The 16,505-nt window shown below is 62.1% G+C and carries 13 protein-coding genes and 1 tRNA gene; all 14 read right to left on the reverse strand.

What is annotated here, in order from left to right; all coding sequences use genetic code 11:
* Window positions 1-3: 3 nt before the first annotated feature.
* The 14 genes from ACUDCK_RS24660 to lolB all read right to left on the reverse strand — a co-directional run bounded on the left by ACUDCK_RS24660 (window position 4) and on the right by lolB (window position 16,493).
* Window positions 4-1,059, reverse strand: coding sequence for a PDDEXK nuclease domain-containing protein (locus ACUDCK_RS24660; protein ID WP_054500698.1), 1,056 nt, complete (start codon window positions 1,057-1,059; stop codon window positions 4-6).
* Window positions 1,056-2,900: a restriction endonuclease subunit S gene (locus tag ACUDCK_RS24665; RefSeq protein ID WP_082401807.1), complete on the reverse strand. Its 1,845-nt coding sequence runs from the start codon at window positions 2,898-2,900 to the stop codon at window positions 1,056-1,058. The genes ACUDCK_RS24660 and ACUDCK_RS24665 overlap by 4 nt, the downstream gene beginning before the upstream one ends.
* Window positions 2,891-5,668: an HsdM family class I SAM-dependent methyltransferase gene (locus ACUDCK_RS24670; protein ID WP_217481213.1), complete on the reverse strand. Its 2,778-nt coding sequence runs from the start codon at window positions 5,666-5,668 to the stop codon at window positions 2,891-2,893. Before ACUDCK_RS24670 ends, ACUDCK_RS24665 begins: the two co-directional genes overlap by 10 nt.
* The gene (locus tag ACUDCK_RS24675; RefSeq protein ID WP_054500695.1) at window positions 5,658-6,770 is read right to left on the reverse strand and encodes a Fic family protein; all 1,113 of its coding nucleotides are present in this window, start codon (window positions 6,768-6,770) and stop codon (window positions 5,658-5,660) included. Before ACUDCK_RS24675 ends, ACUDCK_RS24670 begins: the two co-directional genes overlap by 11 nt.
* 335 nt (window positions 6,771-7,105) lie before the next feature.
* Window positions 7,106-8,317: a tyrosine-type recombinase/integrase gene (locus tag ACUDCK_RS24680; protein ID WP_054500694.1), complete on the reverse strand. Its 1,212-nt coding sequence runs from the start codon at window positions 8,315-8,317 to the stop codon at window positions 7,106-7,108.
* A gap of 196 nt (window positions 8,318-8,513) precedes the next feature.
* On the reverse strand, window positions 8,514-9,605 hold the full coding sequence (gene ychF / locus ACUDCK_RS24685; RefSeq protein ID WP_054500693.1) for a redox-regulated ATPase YchF: 1,092 nt from the start codon (window positions 9,603-9,605) through the stop codon (window positions 8,514-8,516).
* Between the two features lie 95 nt (window positions 9,606-9,700).
* On the reverse strand, window positions 9,701-10,480 hold the full coding sequence (locus tag ACUDCK_RS24690; protein ID WP_144655538.1) for a CPBP family glutamic-type intramembrane protease: 780 nt from the start codon (window positions 10,478-10,480) through the stop codon (window positions 9,701-9,703).
* Window positions 10,480-11,076, reverse strand: a complete 597-nt coding sequence (pth, locus tag ACUDCK_RS24695) for an aminoacyl-tRNA hydrolase (protein WP_026384832.1) — start codon at window positions 11,074-11,076, stop codon at window positions 10,480-10,482. Before pth ends, ACUDCK_RS24690 begins: the two co-directional genes overlap by 1 nt.
* 97 nt (window positions 11,077-11,173) lie before the next feature.
* A complete protein-coding gene (locus ACUDCK_RS24700; protein ID WP_006385925.1) occupies window positions 11,174-11,788 on the reverse strand; it encodes a 50S ribosomal protein L25/general stress protein Ctc in 615 nt (204 codons plus the stop codon).
* Between the two features lie 128 nt (window positions 11,789-11,916).
* Entirely contained in the window at window positions 11,917-12,867 is a 951-nt protein-coding gene (locus ACUDCK_RS24705; RefSeq protein ID WP_006227587.1) for a ribose-phosphate pyrophosphokinase, read from the reverse strand.
* A 135-nt stretch (window positions 12,868-13,002) separates the two neighbouring features.
* Window positions 13,003-13,079: transfer RNA gene (locus ACUDCK_RS24710), tRNA-Gln, on the reverse strand.
* A gap of 1 nt (window position 13,080) precedes the next feature.
* A complete protein-coding gene (gene ispE / locus ACUDCK_RS24715) occupies window positions 13,081-14,022 on the reverse strand; it encodes a 4-(cytidine 5'-diphospho)-2-C-methyl-D-erythritol kinase (protein ID WP_049076162.1) in 942 nt (313 codons plus the stop codon).
* 75 nt (window positions 14,023-14,097) lie between these two features.
* Window positions 14,098-15,696, reverse strand: coding sequence for a methyl-accepting chemotaxis protein (locus ACUDCK_RS24720; protein ID WP_175167066.1), 1,599 nt, complete (start codon window positions 15,694-15,696; stop codon window positions 14,098-14,100).
* A 236-nt stretch (window positions 15,697-15,932) separates the two neighbouring features.
* The gene (gene lolB, locus ACUDCK_RS24725; RefSeq protein ID WP_054500690.1) at window positions 15,933-16,493 is read right to left on the reverse strand and encodes a lipoprotein insertase outer membrane protein LolB; all 561 of its coding nucleotides are present in this window, start codon (window positions 16,491-16,493) and stop codon (window positions 15,933-15,935) included.
* Window positions 16,494-16,505 lie beyond the last annotated feature (12 nt).

Below are 16,505 nucleotides of genomic sequence, written 5' to 3' on the forward strand. Positions count from 1 at the left end.
GCATCATTCCTCGGTGCCATCGTCCATAGACTTGCCCAGTTCCTGCTCGATCTGCTCGATCGTCGGCAGGCCAGTTTGCAGCTCTTGCGGCAGGGACTCCACCAGTTTGTATTCGGCAATACCCATAGGCTGCGACTTATCACCCAGGGCGTACTCGGCCACCACTTTGTTCTTGCTCTTGCACAGCAGCAGACCAATGCTCGGGTTGTCCTGCGCGTGCTTCACCTGCCGATCCACCGCCGTCAGGTAAAAGCCCAGTTGCCCCAGGTGCTCGGGCTTGAACTTGCCCGCCTTCAACTCGATCACCACGTAGCAGCGCAGCTTGAGGTGGTAGAACAACAGATCGATGAAGAACTCCTCGCCGCCCACGTCCAGCAACACCTGCCGCCCGACAAAAGCAAAGCCCGCACCCAGTTCCAGCAGGAAATCGGTGACGTGCTGCACCAGCGCATTCTCGATCTCGCGTTCCTGCGCTTCCTCGCCCAGGCCGAGGAAATCAAAGCGGTACGGATCTTTCAGCGACTCGATAGCCAGATCGGACTGCGGTGCAGGCAGGCGCTGATCGAAGTTGGTAACGGCTTTGCCCGTGCGCTCCAGCAGGCGGGTCTCGATGTGGATGTTCAGCACATTCCGCGACCAGCCATGCTCGATGGCGGCGCGAGCATAAGCCAAGCGCTCCGTTGGCCCTTTCAGGCGATCCAGCAATACCTGGTTATGACCCCAAGGCAATTGTGCAGCAGCCTGCTGCACAATTTCGGCATCCGGCCACGCCTCGGCAAACGCCCGCATGTACTTGAGGTTGCGCGGCGAAAAACCCTTCATCTCCGGGAAGGCGGCACGCAAGTCATGCGCCAGCCGCTCGACCACCTTCGCTCCCCAGCCCTGCTCGGCCTGCCGCGCCAAGATGTCACGGCCGATCTGCCAGTACAGGCTCACCAGTTCCCGGTTGACCGCCAACGCCGCACGCTGCTGCGCGGTGTGGATGCGTCCCTTCAGGTCGGCCAGCCAGTCGGCATAGCCTTGTGGGGCTGAAGTCAGGGAGACTGGCTTGTCGGTCATGGCAATATCACTCCTTTGGGCACAAAACCTTTTTCTCGCATCCAGCCTAGAGCCTTCAACCAGCGATCTTCAGGTATCCGCTGCTTTGCTTCGTGCCAGTTGTGCAGCACCTCATGCACGATCATTTCATCGGAGACGGTTCCTTTCTCACGCAGCAAATCGCTCCATGCCGCCAGCAAGGTGGCGACGATTTCGCACTGCTCCGTTTTGGCGGTTTTGAAGGTGTCCAGAATCTTCTCAAGGGTCTCGACGATCCCGGGAAAATGCCGCTCGAAGTAGGGTTTGTGTCCGCCACGCTTCGCCAACGGTACGTATTGGTAACGCCCATCTTGCTTGCGCGCCTCGAACCACTGCTGCTTCTGCAACTGGCTGTCTATCGAGCGCAGCGCCCGATTGTCATAGGGGCCAGCGGCCTTGCGGTGGTAGGTAGAGCCGGTATCCACCTCACACAGATGCTCGGCGAGGAACATCATCTTCTCGAACTTGACGTGACCGAAAGTCGGCTGGTCGTGCAACTGGTCGATGATTTCGGCAGCCAGCACGCTTCTCAGGAAATGGACGTTCGCCTTGCGTCCTTCTGTTCGTACCACCACCTCGCCAGCCGGTTTGACATCAGGCATTACCAACCGCGTCCTGCCAGTCAACAGTTCCTGCATCATGGCCTGTTTAAGGGCGCTGGTCTTGGTGTGGCGGGTTTCCAGCGCAGTGATTTCGGCGTCCATATCGTTGAGGACGCTGGCAATGGCCACCTGTTCGGCATACCCGGGAAATGGAACCTCCAAGGCACGAACATCACTACTGTTGATGGCTGGATAGTTTGACCCTGTCAGGAGAGCGTCAATTTGACGATTCACATGACTAGCAAACAAATGGAAGAAAATGTAGCCAGGGTGTATCACGCCTTCCGGACAACGTAGAACACAAAAACCAGTAGAGCATACCCAACTGCCAGCACCTTTCTTGAAGAGCAGGTGTGATTTCAGATTGGGGCGAACGGTGGAAACGAGCACGTCGTTTTCACGTATTCTCCGACGAGCACGCGATGGAGATGTAGAGAATATCTGTTCCGAGTAGCTTCTTAAGATGCCTTCATCTACGTCTTCGAGCGACATGTAATTGAACTGAAAATCTTTTTGAGTGTCGCCGCCAAGGCTTTCGGGGTCAATATTCACGATATTACCCAACCGCTTCACTTCCCATTCCCCCCTGAACCCCGGCAGACGGGTTTGGCCGGTGAGGAGTTGCTGCATGGCGGCCTGTTTGATAGCGCGCTTTTTGGCGATCAAGCGATCCAGTCCGTCCAGCAGCGCGTCCATGTCGCTGAGGGCGGTGGTGATGGCAGACTGCTCTCCTGGAGAAGGAAGGGGAATTCGTATATCCGATATGGGCCCTAGATTTATCTTCTTTGGAATTGCGGAAGGCAAGGAATGAAGCTCTACCTCCCTCTTAAATGAGAGGGATTTGGAGTACTGCTCTACATAACCCGCAGAAGCGCCATGAATTTTCAGTAGTGCCAAGCTGACGTAGAAGCTGGCATCCACCTCCCAATCAATCAGTTTGCAATCGCCAATAGACCCAATCCGGGTCATCAAAAGATCGCCCTTCTCTATCTTGCAAGAGCGAGTAAGAAATTTATGCTCTTCCGGCGAAATGTATTTAGTGTCAGAGAAATTCCCGCTTGTTACTTGCTCAACGCTGTAAAACGGAACTCCGAAAGAAACATATTTTGGAGTTTGGTGTGTCCCGTCTTTAATGACAGCAATATCTCCAAGGTGAACCATTCGCCAATCTTCCGGAATCACCCCTACTTCCGTCTGCTTGTACCTCGGCTTCACTTCCATACCGCCCCCATCTTCTTCAGGTGCGCTTCCACCTTGGCGCTGAGGGCTACCACATCATCTTCCAGCTTGGGCAGCGGGGTGTCGTAGCGTTCGGCCAGTTCGCGGATGCGCTGGGAGAGGGTTTGCGAGATGAGATCCAGCTCCTGCTGCACATCGGTTTGTAGGTGAGCCAACCATTTGTCTTCAACCACGAGCGTTTTGACCTCGGCTTCGCTCAGAGTGAAGTAGTGCTCATAGGCTTGACGGTCGAGTTCCGCCTCCAGCGTTTTGATGTTTTTCTTCAACTCGGTTTCGCGGGCACTGAGTTGCTGCCACTGCTTGAGCACGGCGCGTTCGTCGGCGCTGTCGGGATCAGCGCCAATTTCGGCGAGGCGGTCTTTGACCGGCGCGGCGTTGATTTTGTCAAAGCCTGCGAAGGCGCCGTCTTCGCCGCCGTGTTCTTCTTCCAGTTCGGCGATCTGGCTGGCAATGCTTTCCAGTTCGGCCTGCTTTGCCTCCAGTTCGGCCTGCTCGGCGGCGAAGTAGCGAGCGACGATGTATTGTTTGGGCAGCAGATCGCAGGTCCAGCCCTTGTCCTTGGTCTTGCCCTTCTTGTCGGTTTCTACGATGCGCCGGGGCAGGGTCACCCAGCCATCGGCGGCGATCAGATAGGCGTCGTCCTGCATGGTCTCGGCCCAGTAGTCCATCAGGTGCTGGTAGATGTCGTAGGGGTCGAGCAGCGGTGCAGCGTGGAAGGTGGTGAGCAGGGTTTCGGAGACCTTCGCTATCAGCGCCTTGGGTTTGTCGCTGGGCTGGATACCGGTGAGCAGCGGCGTGACGGCCTGCTGCCATTTGCCGAATAGGGTTTCCACCTTGCTGCGGAATTGCCGGAATTGCGGATGGGCCAGGATAACGGAACGCACTTCGGCTATCGGCTGGCGCAGCCGCGCATAACCGGGGCGCTCGGCCTCGAACAGCGCCTGACGCAGGGCAGGCATTTCCTGCCAATCGGCGGCGAAGGCGTCAATGTCGCGCTCGGGGATGCCGCCGTTGAGGTGGGCGTCGATGTCGTGCAGGTCTTCCGGCTCGCTGCTGTCGATATAGCGTGGCAGGTTGAGGTTGTAGTCGTTCTTTTCGCTGGCGATTTCGTCGAGCGGCACCATGCGGGCATAGCGCGGTTCGTCCGCACTGCGGCGGAAGGCATCGACGATGCGGTGGATGTCCTGCTCGCGCAGTCGGTTTTTGGGGCCGTCCTTGATGAAGCCTTTGCTGGCGTCGATCATGAAGATGCCCTTGCGGGCGCTGGCATTTTCCTTGTCCAGCACCAGGATGCAGGCAGGAATTCCGGTGCCGTAGAACAAGTTGGCAGGCAAGCCGATGATGCCCTTGAGGATGCCGGAACGCACCAGTTGCCTGCGGATATGGGCCTCCGCATTGCCACGGAACAGCACTCCATGCGGCAGGATGACGGCACCCTTGCCGGTGGTGGCCTTCATGCTGCGGATAATGTGAAGCAGGTAGGCGTAGTCGCCCTGCTTGGCGGGCGGCTCGCCCCAGGTGAAACGGAGGTACGGGTCGTTGGCCGGGTTGAGGCCGGTGGACCATTTCTTGTCGGAAAACGGCGGGTTGGCGACCACGTAGTCGTAGGCACGCAGTTGTTCGCCATCCTTGAACTTGGGGTTCACCAGCGTATCTCCACTGAGGATGGTGGCGCTGGGGAAGTCGTGCAGGATCATGTTCATCCGCGCCAGGCCAGCGGTGGTCACGTCCTTTTCCTGGCCTTCCAGGGTGATCTGCCGACCTGCCTCAGCAGCCACTTTCAGCAGCAGCGAGCCCGAGCCGCATGTCGGGTCATACGCAGTAGTGGAAGCCTTGGTGTTGGCGTGCGAGATACCAATCACCTGGGCAATGATGCGGCTGACTTCGGCCGGCGTGTAGAACTGGCCCTTGCTCTTGCCGGAATCCTGTGCGAAATGGCGCATCAGGTATTCGTAGGCATCGCCGAGCAAATCGTCGTTGTCGGCGCGGTTGTTGGCGAAGTTTAGCTCGGGCTTTTCGAAGATGGCGATCAGGTTGCCCAGCCGTTCGACCATTGCCGAGCCTTCGCCGAGCTTGTTGGGGTCGTTGAAATCAGGGAAGTCGCTGCGTGCCAGCTTGGTGTTGGCGTCGATCAGCTTCTGGATAACCTGGGTATTGATCCTGTCGCCAATGTCGTCCTTGCCCTTGAGCGCCACCATGTCCTTGAATGACGCGCCCGGTGGGATGACCACGGGCGGGGCGAAGTCGTCGCTGTCACCGTACTTGTCGCTGATGTACTTGATAAACAGCATGAACAGCACGTAGTCCTTGTACTGGCTGGCGTCCATGCCGCCGCGCAGTTCGTCGCAGGAGGCCCAGATGGAGCTGTAGAGGTCGGATTTCTTGACCACACCGTTGCGCGGAGTAAGCGTCTTGGCGGCTGGGGTAGCAGTCGCTCGGTCCCGCGATGACGAATCTGCTTTCGTCTTCGTCTTCAGGTACGGCACGGGGGCTTCGCGTACTTCCAACGATGTCGCTGATTTTTTGTTGGCCGCATAGGCTGTCGTAGCCAGGGCAACCGAACCGCCGCGCCCTCGACCGGGAATGATCCGCCCCTCCTCGATCAGTTGCTGCTTGATGCTGTCATAGGTGGATTCTTGCCACCCCAACGCCTCTCGGAGCCGCTGATTCCCAGCGGAACCTCCCACGGCTTCGAGCTTGCTGATAAAGCGGTCAGTCTTCTGTTCGGTGCTTGTCACTTCAATATCCATCTTCGTTGCCGGCTTGGCTGGATGCCAGCGCTCTGTTTTCTGTGGTGCTCAGTGTTTCTGCGGTACGGAGCCATTTCGCCCCTCGGCCTTTTCCGGTTGATTCGATCAACCCATCTGATTTCATCGCCCGCAACACCAGCCGCACCATGTCCCGGCTCACGCCCGGGCAGGCTTCTTCAATCTCGGAAATCGAGAACGGTAAGGTACGCCCCAGAACTTCCTTCCGCACCCGGTCGCCTTTGCTGCCACGTCCCCGTTCGATGGTGCCGACACGCTCCTCGAACTCGCGGTAGGCCCGCAGCAAGGCGCCCCAGAAGTAGTCAAGCCAGGGCTTTACGTCGTGCTGCCCCTGGTGCCATCCCTGCGAACTGGCTTCCAGCGTCTCGTAATAGCCTTCCTTGGTGTCCTCGAAGATGCGTTCCAAACTGATGTAGCGGCCCACGGCATATTCGAAGTGGTAGAGCAGCAGCAAGGTCAACAAGCGGGACATGCGACCGTTGCCGTCCGGGAAGGGGTGAATGCACAGGAAGTCGAGCATCGCCAGCGGCACCAGTACGAGGGGATCGGCCAGGTGCTGATCCAGCGCGGTGGCGTAGCGCCCGGCCAGATCGGTCATAGCCATGGGTGTGAGGTGCGCAGCGACCGGCTGGAAACGTAGACGTGACGTGCCGTCCGGGTGACGTTCGATGATGTCGTTATTGGTAGCCTTCCAGCGCCCTCCCACCTGCGGCATATAGCGGTACAGCAGGGTGTGGAGTTGCAGCACTACGCCCTCGCTGAAGGACATGTGCGCGGCCGATTCGTGGATCAGCGCCAGGGCGTCACGGTAGCCGGCGATCTCCTGTTCGGAGCGGCCCTTTGGTGTTGCGTTGCGGATGACCAGAGACTTCAGCCGCGAAGGCGCTACGACAACACCTTCCAGCCGGTTAGACGACTCAGTGGACTCCACCACCGCGATCTGGCGCAGGCCCTTGAGGGCTTCGGGCGACTGTGCGGCGTAGAGTTGCTGCTTACCCTGGTACTCGCCCAGTGTGCGCAACGTGGCGGCTTGAGTGCCATCGAAGCGAAGCGCGACAAGGTACTCGGGTGTGAGCGAGTGCATGGAAATGTAAGCCCAGGCTGTCTAAATGGGGGTAATCATAGTCTTTAAATGGGGCATTGTCTCTAGAAATACCTCATTAAAGGTGTTTGATTACCCCATTTCCTGAACGTAGGCCCGATCGCGAGGGGCCGGCATGGCCGACCAGGAAGGGAATGCCTAAAAAGGGTAATAATTTCACAACTACCCTATTTTCCCCATTGTTTACCCCATTTCCAGGCCCAACTCAGGGCAAAGGCAAACGGCAAGGGAACGGCACTCAAGGGACAACGGCCCTATCCAGAAAAGGAAAAGGCCGCTCTGCCCACTCGCTGCTGCGATACCCGGCCAAACCGTCTCTATGCTGTGCCGCTGCCCTCCGCAGCACTCAGGTAGTCCGCCCAGTCCTGCAACAGTGTCCTTCTCTGATCCAGCAGCAGCGCCTTGTTGTACGTGGCCCGAACCTTGTTGCTTTCCACGTGGGCAAGCTGCCGCTCAATCGCATCAGGCCGGTATCCGTTCTCGTTGGCCCAGGTTGAAAAGGTCGTCCGCCAGCAATGCGGCGTCGTACCCCGGCCCAGGTTCATATCGCGCATCGCGTAGGTCAACCGGTTGGGTGTGGTGAAGCCCTTGCCGCTCCGGTGTGGGAACAGATAGCAGCCACCGCCCGTGATGCACTGCAAATCCTTCAGCACGGCAATGGCCTGCACAGACAACGGGCTGACATGGTCGCGCCGCGCCTTCATCTTCGCAGCAGGCCGACGCCACAGTGCATCCTCAAAGTCGAACTCGTCCCACTCGGCATCCGCCGCTTCCCCTGGACGGCAGGCGGTCAGCGCAATCAGCCGCAGGCACAACGAAGTTTCCGGATAGCCCCGGTAGCCGCGCAACTCCTGATAGAACTTCTGGATTTGCTCTCGCGTCATCGCCGCCTTGCTCTCGCTGAACGGCACGCGCAGCAGCCCGCGCAGACTGGGGATCGGATTGGCCTCGACCAAACCACGCACCACCGCGAACTCGAAGATGGCCGAAAGATCGCCTTTGACGTGAATGGCCGCCCACGCGCCATGAGCTTTGCATTCCTCCAGCAGAGGGCGAATCTGCTTCACGCCAATGTCGCTCATTGGCATCCCATCGAACTTGGGCGACAGGTACTTCCTGATGCGAGACTCTTTCGTGCGGTAGGAACTCTGTGCAAAAACTGGCTTGATCTCGGCTAGGTACGCCCGCGCCACCTTGGCGAACGAACTTTCCTTTGCGCGTTTGCGTTCCTCCAGCACTTCCAGGTTGCGCTGCTTGACCTGCTGCCGCTCATGCGCAGGGTGGATACCTTGCTTGACCAAGGCACGCGCTTTCTCTCGGGCCGCACGCGCGTCCGCAAGACTTACTTGAGGAAAGCCGCCAATGGCAAAGAGGTTCTCCTTGCCTTGCAGGCGGTACTTCCACCGCCAGAGCTTGCCGCCGGTGGGCTTGACCAGCAGGAACAGGCCCCCGCCATCTGATAGTTTCCAATCTCGATCAGTCGATTTGGCCGACCTGACCTTGAGGTCGGTGAGTAGATTCTCGGGCATCGTTGGACTCCACTGCGGGGAGATGTACCCCCACGGTTGAACACGAGTACCCCCAACGCTACCCCCGAATTTTCTGGACCTCGATGAACAATAGGAACGCTCAGCAGACCGTATTGTTTACGCAGCCCATTGATTTAAAACGGGCCAATCTGTCCACCAAACGCTACTGAGCGCCACCGAGATCCAGCAAAAATCGTCAGACGTTGAACAAGAAATTCATCACATCGCCATCCTGCACGATGTATTCCTTGCCTTCCGCCCGCATCTTGCCCGCTTCCTTCGCGCCCTGCTCACCCTTGTAGGCGATGAAGTCTTCGTAAGCGATGGTCTGCGCGCGGATGAAGCCGCGTTCGAAGTCGGTGTGGATCACGCCCGCGGCCTGGGGCGCGGTGGCGCCGATCGGCACGGTCCAGGCGCGCACTTCCTTGACGCCGGCGGTGAAGTAGGTCTGCAGGCCCAGCAGCTTGAAAGCGGCGCGGATCAGGCGGTTCAGGCCCGGCTCTTCCATGCCCATGTCCGACAGGAAGGCCTGGCGGTCAGCGTCGTCCAGGTCGACGATTTCCGACTCGATGGCGGCGCAGATGGCGACCACCGGCGCGTTGCGGGCGGCGGCGAATTCGGTCAGGCGGTCCAGCAGCGGGTTGTTGGTGAAGCCGTCGTCGGCCACGTTGCCCACGTACATCGCGCGCTTGGCGGTGATGAAGCAGAGCTGGGCGATGTCGGCCTTTTCCTCGGTGGACAGGTCGAGCGCGCGGATCGGCTTGGCTTCGTTCAGTTGCGCCACGCACTTTTCCAGCACGGCGACGATGCGCTGCGATTCCTTGTCGCCCGAACGGGCGGTCTTCTGGTGGCGCTGCAGGGCCTTTTCGGCGGTCTGCAGGTCGGCCAGCGCCAGTTCGGTTTCGATGACCTCGATGTCGGCGATCGGGTCGACCTTGCCGGCCACGTGGATCACGTTGGGATCCTCGAAGCAGCGCACCACGTTGACGATGGCGTCGGTTTCGCGGATGTGCGAGAGGAACTGGTTGCCCAGGCCTTCGCCCTTGCTGGCGCCCGCCACCAGGCCGGCGATGTCGACGAATTCGACCGTGGCCGACAGGATGCGCTCGGGCTTGACGATCTCGGCCAGCTTCTGCAGACGCGGATCCGGCACCTCGACCACGCCGACGTTCGGCTCGATGGTGCAGAACGGATAGTTCTCGGCGGCGATGCCGGCGCGGGTCAGAGCGTTGAAGAGTGTCGATTTGCCAACGTTGGGCAGGCCGACGATGCCGCATTGCAGAGCCATGGGAATCCTGTGTAAGTACGGTATTGATCGTTAACGTTCTAGTTTACCCCGCCGGGCGGCGCGCCATGATGACCGCGCCCGGGGGGACGGACGGCTCAACCGGCCGCCGTGGGGGCCCAGCGCATCACGACCCAGATCAGCAAAATGGGGCCGGCGTTGAACATGGCGTGCAGCGCGATCGCCGCGCCGATGCCCCGGCGGATGCGGATCCAGCCCAGCACCAGGCCGGTGACCCATTGCGGCAGCACCAGCAGCGGCAGCAGCCAGTACGGCGTGTGATTGAAGACGAAGTTGGTCAGGTGCACGGCGGCGAAGGTCAGCGCCACCAGGTGGAAGACCCAGCCGAAGTGTTTCAGGTAATGCCGCCGCCAGGCGGTGTTCCAGCCCTTGAGCGGTTCGGGGCGCGGCCGCAGCGACCAGCAGGCCAGCAGCACGAAGGCGGCCAGCAGCAGGCCGGTCCAGATGCGTGGGCCGTACAGCACCACCGGCAGCAACGCCGGGCACAGCCACAGCGCCTGCCTGGGACGTCGCAGGCCGTAGCGGAACAGCATTTCCTCGACCAGCGGGGCCCAGATCACCGCCGTCAGCCAGGGGATGTTGGCCGGGTCCAGCCGATGCGTGACGCCGCCGACGCCGGCCGCGGCGACCGCCACCGGCCCCAGGGCGAACAGGTTGATCAGCCACAGCACCGCGGCCCACGCCAGCAGGCGTCCGGGGCCGACGCCCGGCCACCAGTCCGACACCCAGCCGATCGCCGGCGTGCGGCCGGACAGACGCCGCAGCGGACGCGGCCGGCGCACGAAGCGCCAGAAATCCGCCAGCTCACTGCGGAAGCGCAGCTTGCGCGATTCGGCGGAAGCCGGAGCGCCGTCCATCAGGCGTCGTTGCCGCTGTGCAGCTGGCGGGTGGCCAGCGCGAAGTCGCCGGCCAGCATGGCGGGCACCACGGCGCGGCAGCGGTCGATGACCGCCTCGATCTCCTTCTGCTCCTCGCGGCGCGGCGGGTGCAGCACGAAGTCCGCCACCTGCTGCGCCAGGCCGAGCGTGCGCGGATGACCGATGCCGATGCGCAGGCGCCAGAAGTTCGGGCTGCCGAGCGCGGCCTGGATGTCCTTCAGGCCATTGTGGCCGGCGTGGCCGCCGCCCTGCTTGAGTTTCACCTGGCCCGGCATCAGGTCGAGTTCGTCGTGCAGCACCAGCACCTGCTCCGGCGTCAGCTTGTAGAAGCGCGCCAGCGCCCCGACCGCCTGGCCGGAACGGTTCATGTAGGTGTTGGGCTTGAGCAGCAGCACGTTGTCGGCCCCCAGGCGGGATTTGGCCACCATGCCGAAGAACGACTTCTCCAGCGCGAACGAGGCGCGCAGGTCGTCCGCCAGGTGGTCGGCCAGCCAGAAGCCCGCGTTGTGGCGGGTGGTTTCGTAGTCGGGACCGGGGTTACCCAATCCCACGATGAGGCGTATGGGAATAGACATGATGGGGGGTGTTTAAACCAAAAAACCCTGCGCATGCAAATGCACACGCAGGGTTTCGGGCGCAAGCCGCCGGAAAGCCGAGGCTTTCCGACAGGACTTAGGCGGCGGGAGCGGCCGGAGCGGCGTCGGCGTCGTCGGCGGCAGCGCCACCCTTGACGACAGCGGCGGCCAGCAGCGGGTTCTCTTCACCACCGTGCGGGACGTAGGTCACGCCCATCGGCAGCTTGATGTCGGCCAGGTGGATCGAAGCGCCGGCCAGGATATCGGCCAGGTTGACTTCGATGAACTGGGGCAGCGCCGACGGCAGGCACGTGATTTCCAGTTCGGTGGCGACGTGGCTGATGATCGCGCCGCTCAGCTTGACGGCCGGCGAGACTTCAGCGTTCACGAAGTGCAGCGGCACCTTGGTGCGCAGCGCCTGGTTGGCGTCGACGCGCTGGAAGTCCACGTGCAGGACTTGCGGCTTGTAGGCGTGCCATTGAACCGAACGCAGCAGGACCTGTTCGTCCTTGGCGCCTTCGAGCTGCATTTGCAGGATCGAAGCGTGGAACTCTTCCTTGCGCAGGGCGTGGTAGATCTCGTTGTGGTCGAGTTCGATGTTCAGCGGGGCAGCCGAACCACCATAGACGATGGCGGGAACGCGGCCCGCGCGGCGCAGGCGGCGGCTCGCACTCGAACCCTGGACGCTACGCGCAGTGGCAGTGAATTTCATGGAAAACTCCAAAAACAAAAAATGGCGAAGCGGACTTCACCGGTTAAAGACACGGCGCACAACAGGTGCGCCGTGTTGCTTGTGTCCTGCCGCGACCAGCAGGACACAAAAAACGGTGGGGGCTGACGTCAGTCGACGAACAGCGAGCTGACCGATTCCGCGTTCGAGATACGCAGGATGGTCTCGCCCAGCAGCGCGGCGCACGACAACTGACGGATCTTGCCGCTGGCCTGGCCTTGCTCGGAGAGCGGAATGGTGTCGGTGACGACCAGTTCGTCCAGTTCCGACGCCTCGATGCGGTCGATGGCGCCGCCCGACAGCACGGGGTGCGTGCAATAGGCGTAGACGGCGCCGGCGCCGCGGTCCTTCAGGGCCTGGGCCGCCTTGCACAGCGTGCCGGCGGTGTCGACCATGTCGTCCATGATGATGCAGGTGCGGCCGTCGACTTCACCGATGATGTTCATCACTTCCGACACGTTGGCGCGCGGACGACGCTTGTCGATGATGGCCAGGTCGGCTTCGAGCTGCTTGGCCAGCGCGCGGGCGCGCACCACGCCGCCGATGTCCGGGGACACGACGACCAGGTTCGAGAAATTGCGGCGCCAGATGTCGCCCAGCAAAATCGGACCGGCGTAGATGTTGTCCACGGGAATGTCGAAGAAGCCCTGGATCTGGTCGGCGTGCAGGTCCATCGTCAGGACGCGGTCGACGCCAGCCACTTGCAGCATGTTGGCCACGACCTTGGCCGAGATCGCGACGCGCGCCGAGCGCGGGCGGCGGTCCTGGCGGGCGTAGCCGAAATACGGAATGGCGGCGGTGATGCGGCCGGCCGAGGCGCGGCGCAGGGCATCGACCATCACCATGATTTCCATCAGGTTGTCATTGGTAGGCGCACAGGTGGGCTGCAGGACGAAGACGTCCTTGCCGCGCACGTTCTCGTTGATCTCGACCATCACCTCGCCGTCCGAGAAGCGACCGACGGTCATCTTGCCCAGGGACATATCGAGGTGGTTGACTACGTCCACGGCCAGCCGAGTGTTGGCCGTGCCCGTGAAGATCATGAAGCTATCGTTTGCCATGATGGATGATGCGATGGTCGTTTCGAGACACTAACGAGGTGATGCGAGAACCTGCTGGAACCGGAAAATAAAAAAGCTGCTGAACCCGGGCCAGTGTCTTACAGGCGTGTTCAACAGCTTTGTTATGTATTCGGTTGGCTGGGGAGGAAGGATTCGAACCTTCGCATGCCGGAATCAAAATCCGGTGCCTTAACCAGCTTGGCGACTCCCCAACTATCTTGCAATCCAATTCCGCAACGGATGTTCAGTCAACCCAGGACACGCCTGCACTAACCGGAACCGTGGATGCGTTGTGCTGTCTGTGTCATCTGCGTTTTTGCAGTTTGCTTCAACAGCGCCGCGCATTGTAGCGGTAATTTCCGTTTTCGCCAAAACGGCCTCCGACAGCTCGGAAAACTCGGCGTACAAACACGCGCCAGATCCCGACATGCGAACTTGGGTTCCCGTGTTTTTCAACACACCCTGCTCTGCAAGCCACCGCGATGCCCTGAGAACCTCAGGATAAAGTCGGTAGACCACCGGCTCCAAATCATTTTTCCCGAAGGAAAATGTAGGCGAAGCAAGAAAGTCCGCTATTGTGATGTAAGAAGAATCTCTTGTCAAATCGGGTGCGGAAAAAATTCCAACGGTCGGCACGCTCGCGTCCGGTTGCGCCACCAGATAGGCGCGCGCCGGCAGGTCCAGCGCCGTCAGTTTTTCGCCCACGCCCTCGGCAAAGGCGGACTGGCCGAACACGAACACCGGCACATCCGCGCCCAGCGGCAACGCCAGTTCCATCAGCTCGCGCCGCGACAGCCCGGTGCCCCACAGGCGGTTCAAGGCGATCAGCACAGTGGCCGCGTCGCTCGAACCGCCGCCCAGGCCGCCGCCCTGCGGGATGCGCTTTTCCAGCGCGATCTGCGCGCCCTGGCGCGTGCCGGTGGCCTGTTGCAGCGCGCGGGCGGCGCGCAGGGTGAGATCGTCCGCTTCGGACACGCCGGGCAGTTCCGCGGCGCGGCTGATGACGCCATCGGCGCGCGCCTCGAAATGCAGCGTGTCGCACAGATCGATGAAGCGGAAGGCGGTCTGCAGCAGGTGGTAGCCGTCGGCACGGCGGCCCACCACGTGCAGGAACAGGTTGACCTTGGCGGGTGCGGGTACGTCGTAGAGGGTCACGGCGGATCGGAAAAAAAGACAGACGGGTCGATTTTAGCGATCACCCGGCCCCCGACGCCCCCCCTCGGCCACGGATCAGGCGATCTGCGGCGCGACGCGGCCGGCCAGGCGTTCCGCCGGGGCCTCGATCACCTGCCCTTCCGGCAGCTTGAACACTGCCACCGCGCCCGCCAGCTGGCGCGCCTGCTCTTCGAGCGCGCCGGCCGCGGCCGCGGCCTGCTCCACCAGCGCGGCGTTCTGCTGGGTCACGCCGTCCATTTGCGTCACGGCGCGGTTGACCTGGTCGATGCCGGTGGCCTGCTCTTCCGACGCGGCGGAAATTTCGCCCATCAGGCTGGTCACGCGCTGCACCGAATCGACGATCTCGCGCATGGTGGCGCCGGCGGTTTCGACCTGCTCGGAACCGACGCCGACCTTCTGCGCCGAGTCCTCGATGAGCTGCTTGATTTCCTTGGCGGCGGCGGCGCTGCGCTGGGCCAGCGTGCGCACCTCGCTGGCGACCACGGCAAAGCCCTTGCCCTGCTCGCCGGCGCGCGCGGCTTCCACCGCGGCATTGAGCGCCAGGATGTTGGTCTGGAAAGCGATGCCGTCGATCACGCCGACGATGTCGGAAATGCGCGACGAGCTGCCCTGGATGGCGCGCATGGTCTCGACCACGCTGGAGACGGCCTCGCCGCCGCGCTGCGCCACGGCGGCCGAGGCGGCGACCATGCGGTTGGCTTCGCGCGCGGTGTCGGCGTTCTGCTTCACGGTGGTGGCCAGTTCTTCCATGCTGGCGGCGGTTTCCTCCAGCGAGGCGGCCTGCTCTTCGGTGCGGCTGGACAGGTCGGCATTGCCGGACGAGATTTCGCGCGCGCCGACGTTGATCTCATCGACGCCGCGGCGCACCGTGGACACCGTGCGCACCAGGCTGTCCTGCATCGCGCGCAGGGCGTTGAGCAACGCGCCGATCTCGTTGCGGCCGCGATCGGCTACGCGGCGCGTCAGGTCGCCCTCGGCGATGCGGCGGAAGATCTCGCCGGCTTCCAGCAGCGGCCGCACGATCATGCGGCGGATCAGCACATGCGCGCCCACCGCCATCAACAGCCCCAGCACCAGGATGCCGGCCAGCAGGTACGAGAAGATCATGTGGAACAGCGAGATCTCGTCCATCACCTCCTGGCCGGTGGTCTCGGCGCGCTTCATGAAGGCGTCACGCTCGGACACCAGCAGCTCCTGCACCTGTTGCGTGCCCTGCTTGAAGTAGGCGTCCATGTCGCCGGCCTCCAGCACCTTGCCGACGTTCTGCAGGTTGTTGCTGAGGTTGGTGTAGGCCTCGATCAGGTCCTTGGACACGACCTTCTCGTCGGCCGACAGGCCGCCGGCGAAGCCCTGGAAGGCGCGGTCGCCCGCGGCGATGCGCTGGCGCGCCAGGCGCAGCGCGGTGGTGTCGCTGGCATTGCCCTGCGCCACCCGGGTGGCGTAGCGGCTCAGGTCGGTGCGCGCCGCGACCAGCGACAACGCCGCCGTGTTGACGGCATTGACCTGTTGCGAGGAAAGGCGATAGAGCTGGCCGACGTCCTGGTTGGTCTGCCGCAGGGCGACGAAACCCATGCCGCCCACCAGCAACTGGAAAGTGAAAAACAGCGCGATGATCCCCAAGAGCATCGTCGCGATTCGCGTATTCCTGAACATTGGCATTCTCCGTAAAAAAGCGGCGGCGCGATCCGCGACCGCCGGCCTTGCATGCCGCGCGCAGGGGTCGTGCGCGCGGGGATCGGAGGATTATTCAGGCTAAACAGAATCTATCAATCAGTAACAGAGTCGGTTTTGCAACGCTTATTTGCCAAATTGAAGCCGGAGGGACGTGCTACCGACGGACGAGACAACGGCCCCGAAGGGCCGTCGCGCGGGTCATGAAGCGGCGGGAATCAGGGCTTGTTGACGACCAGCCGCACCATGATGCGGCGGCCAGGCTCCTGGCGCTCGAGCACCAGCATCTGGGGGCCGAGCGTGTCGTAGCGCGACAACCGCGCGCGCCAGCCCCCCTGTTCGAACGCCACGGGGCGGCCTAGCTCGTCGTTGGAGACATCGCTGGCCTCGGGCTGGCCCGGCAGCCTGCCGCGCAGCCAATCGCGCAGGCCGGACACCGGCATGCTGCTGCCCAAGGCGTCTTCGGCCAGGGCGTCGGGGTTATCGGCCACCAGGCGGGTGCCGTCGGCCTTGGTCAGGCTGGCCGCGCCGGGTTGGCCCTCGACGCGCGCCTCGGTCGATCCAAGCGGGTTGGTCAGGTCGAGCACGTAGCGACGGCCGTCGTCAGACCAGGAAAAACCACCCTGCACGGCATTCTGCCTGCCGCTTTCCTCGTTGACCGTGATGGCGAAACGGCCGATGCGCGAGAACGCATCCGGCGACGTGCCTTCAATGGGCTTGGGCGTGGTGGTGCAGGCCGCCAGCACGAACGCCAGCATGGCCAGCAGCGCCCAGCGCATCCAACCCAGGCT

The sequence above is a fragment of the Achromobacter sp. CF-sbj1-Ac2-l genome, assembly GCF_052698165.1.

Bases quoted from the DNA above. Each gene is read 5' to 3' on its own strand.
- ACUDCK_RS24660 (WP_054500698.1), bottom strand. From the start codon at position 1,059: ATGACCGACAAGCCAGTCTCCCTGACTTCAGCCCCACAAGGCTATGCC.
- ACUDCK_RS24665 (WP_082401807.1), bottom strand. From the start codon at position 2,900: ATGGAAGTGAAGCCGAGGTACAAGCAGACGGAAGTAGGGGTGATTCCG.
- ACUDCK_RS24670 (WP_217481213.1), bottom strand. From the start codon at position 5,668: ATGGATATTGAAGTGACAAGCACCGAACAGAAGACTGACCGCTTTATC.
- ACUDCK_RS24675 (WP_054500695.1), bottom strand. From the start codon at position 6,770: ATGCACTCGCTCACACCCGAGTACCTTGTCGCGCTTCGCTTCGATGGC.
- ACUDCK_RS24680 (WP_054500694.1), bottom strand. From the start codon at position 8,317: ATGCCCGAGAATCTACTCACCGACCTCAAGGTCAGGTCGGCCAAATCG.
- ychF (WP_054500693.1), bottom strand. From the start codon at position 9,605: ATGGCTCTGCAATGCGGCATCGTCGGCCTGCCCAACGTTGGCAAATCG.
- ACUDCK_RS24690 (WP_144655538.1), bottom strand. From the start codon at position 10,480: ATGGACGGCGCTCCGGCTTCCGCCGAATCGCGCAAGCTGCGCTTCCGC.
- pth (WP_026384832.1), bottom strand. From the start codon at position 11,076: ATGTCTATTCCCATACGCCTCATCGTGGGATTGGGTAACCCCGGTCCC.
- ACUDCK_RS24700 (WP_006385925.1), bottom strand. From the start codon at position 11,788: ATGAAATTCACTGCCACTGCGCGTAGCGTCCAGGGTTCGAGTGCGAGC.
- ACUDCK_RS24705 (WP_006227587.1), bottom strand. From the start codon at position 12,867: ATGGCAAACGATAGCTTCATGATCTTCACGGGCACGGCCAACACTCGG.
- ACUDCK_RS24720 (WP_175167066.1), bottom strand. From the start codon at position 15,696: ATGTTCAGGAATACGCGAATCGCGACGATGCTCTTGGGGATCATCGCG.
- lolB (WP_054500690.1), bottom strand. From the start codon at position 16,493: ATGCGCTGGGCGCTGCTGGCCATGCTGGCGTTCGTGCTGGCGGCCTGC.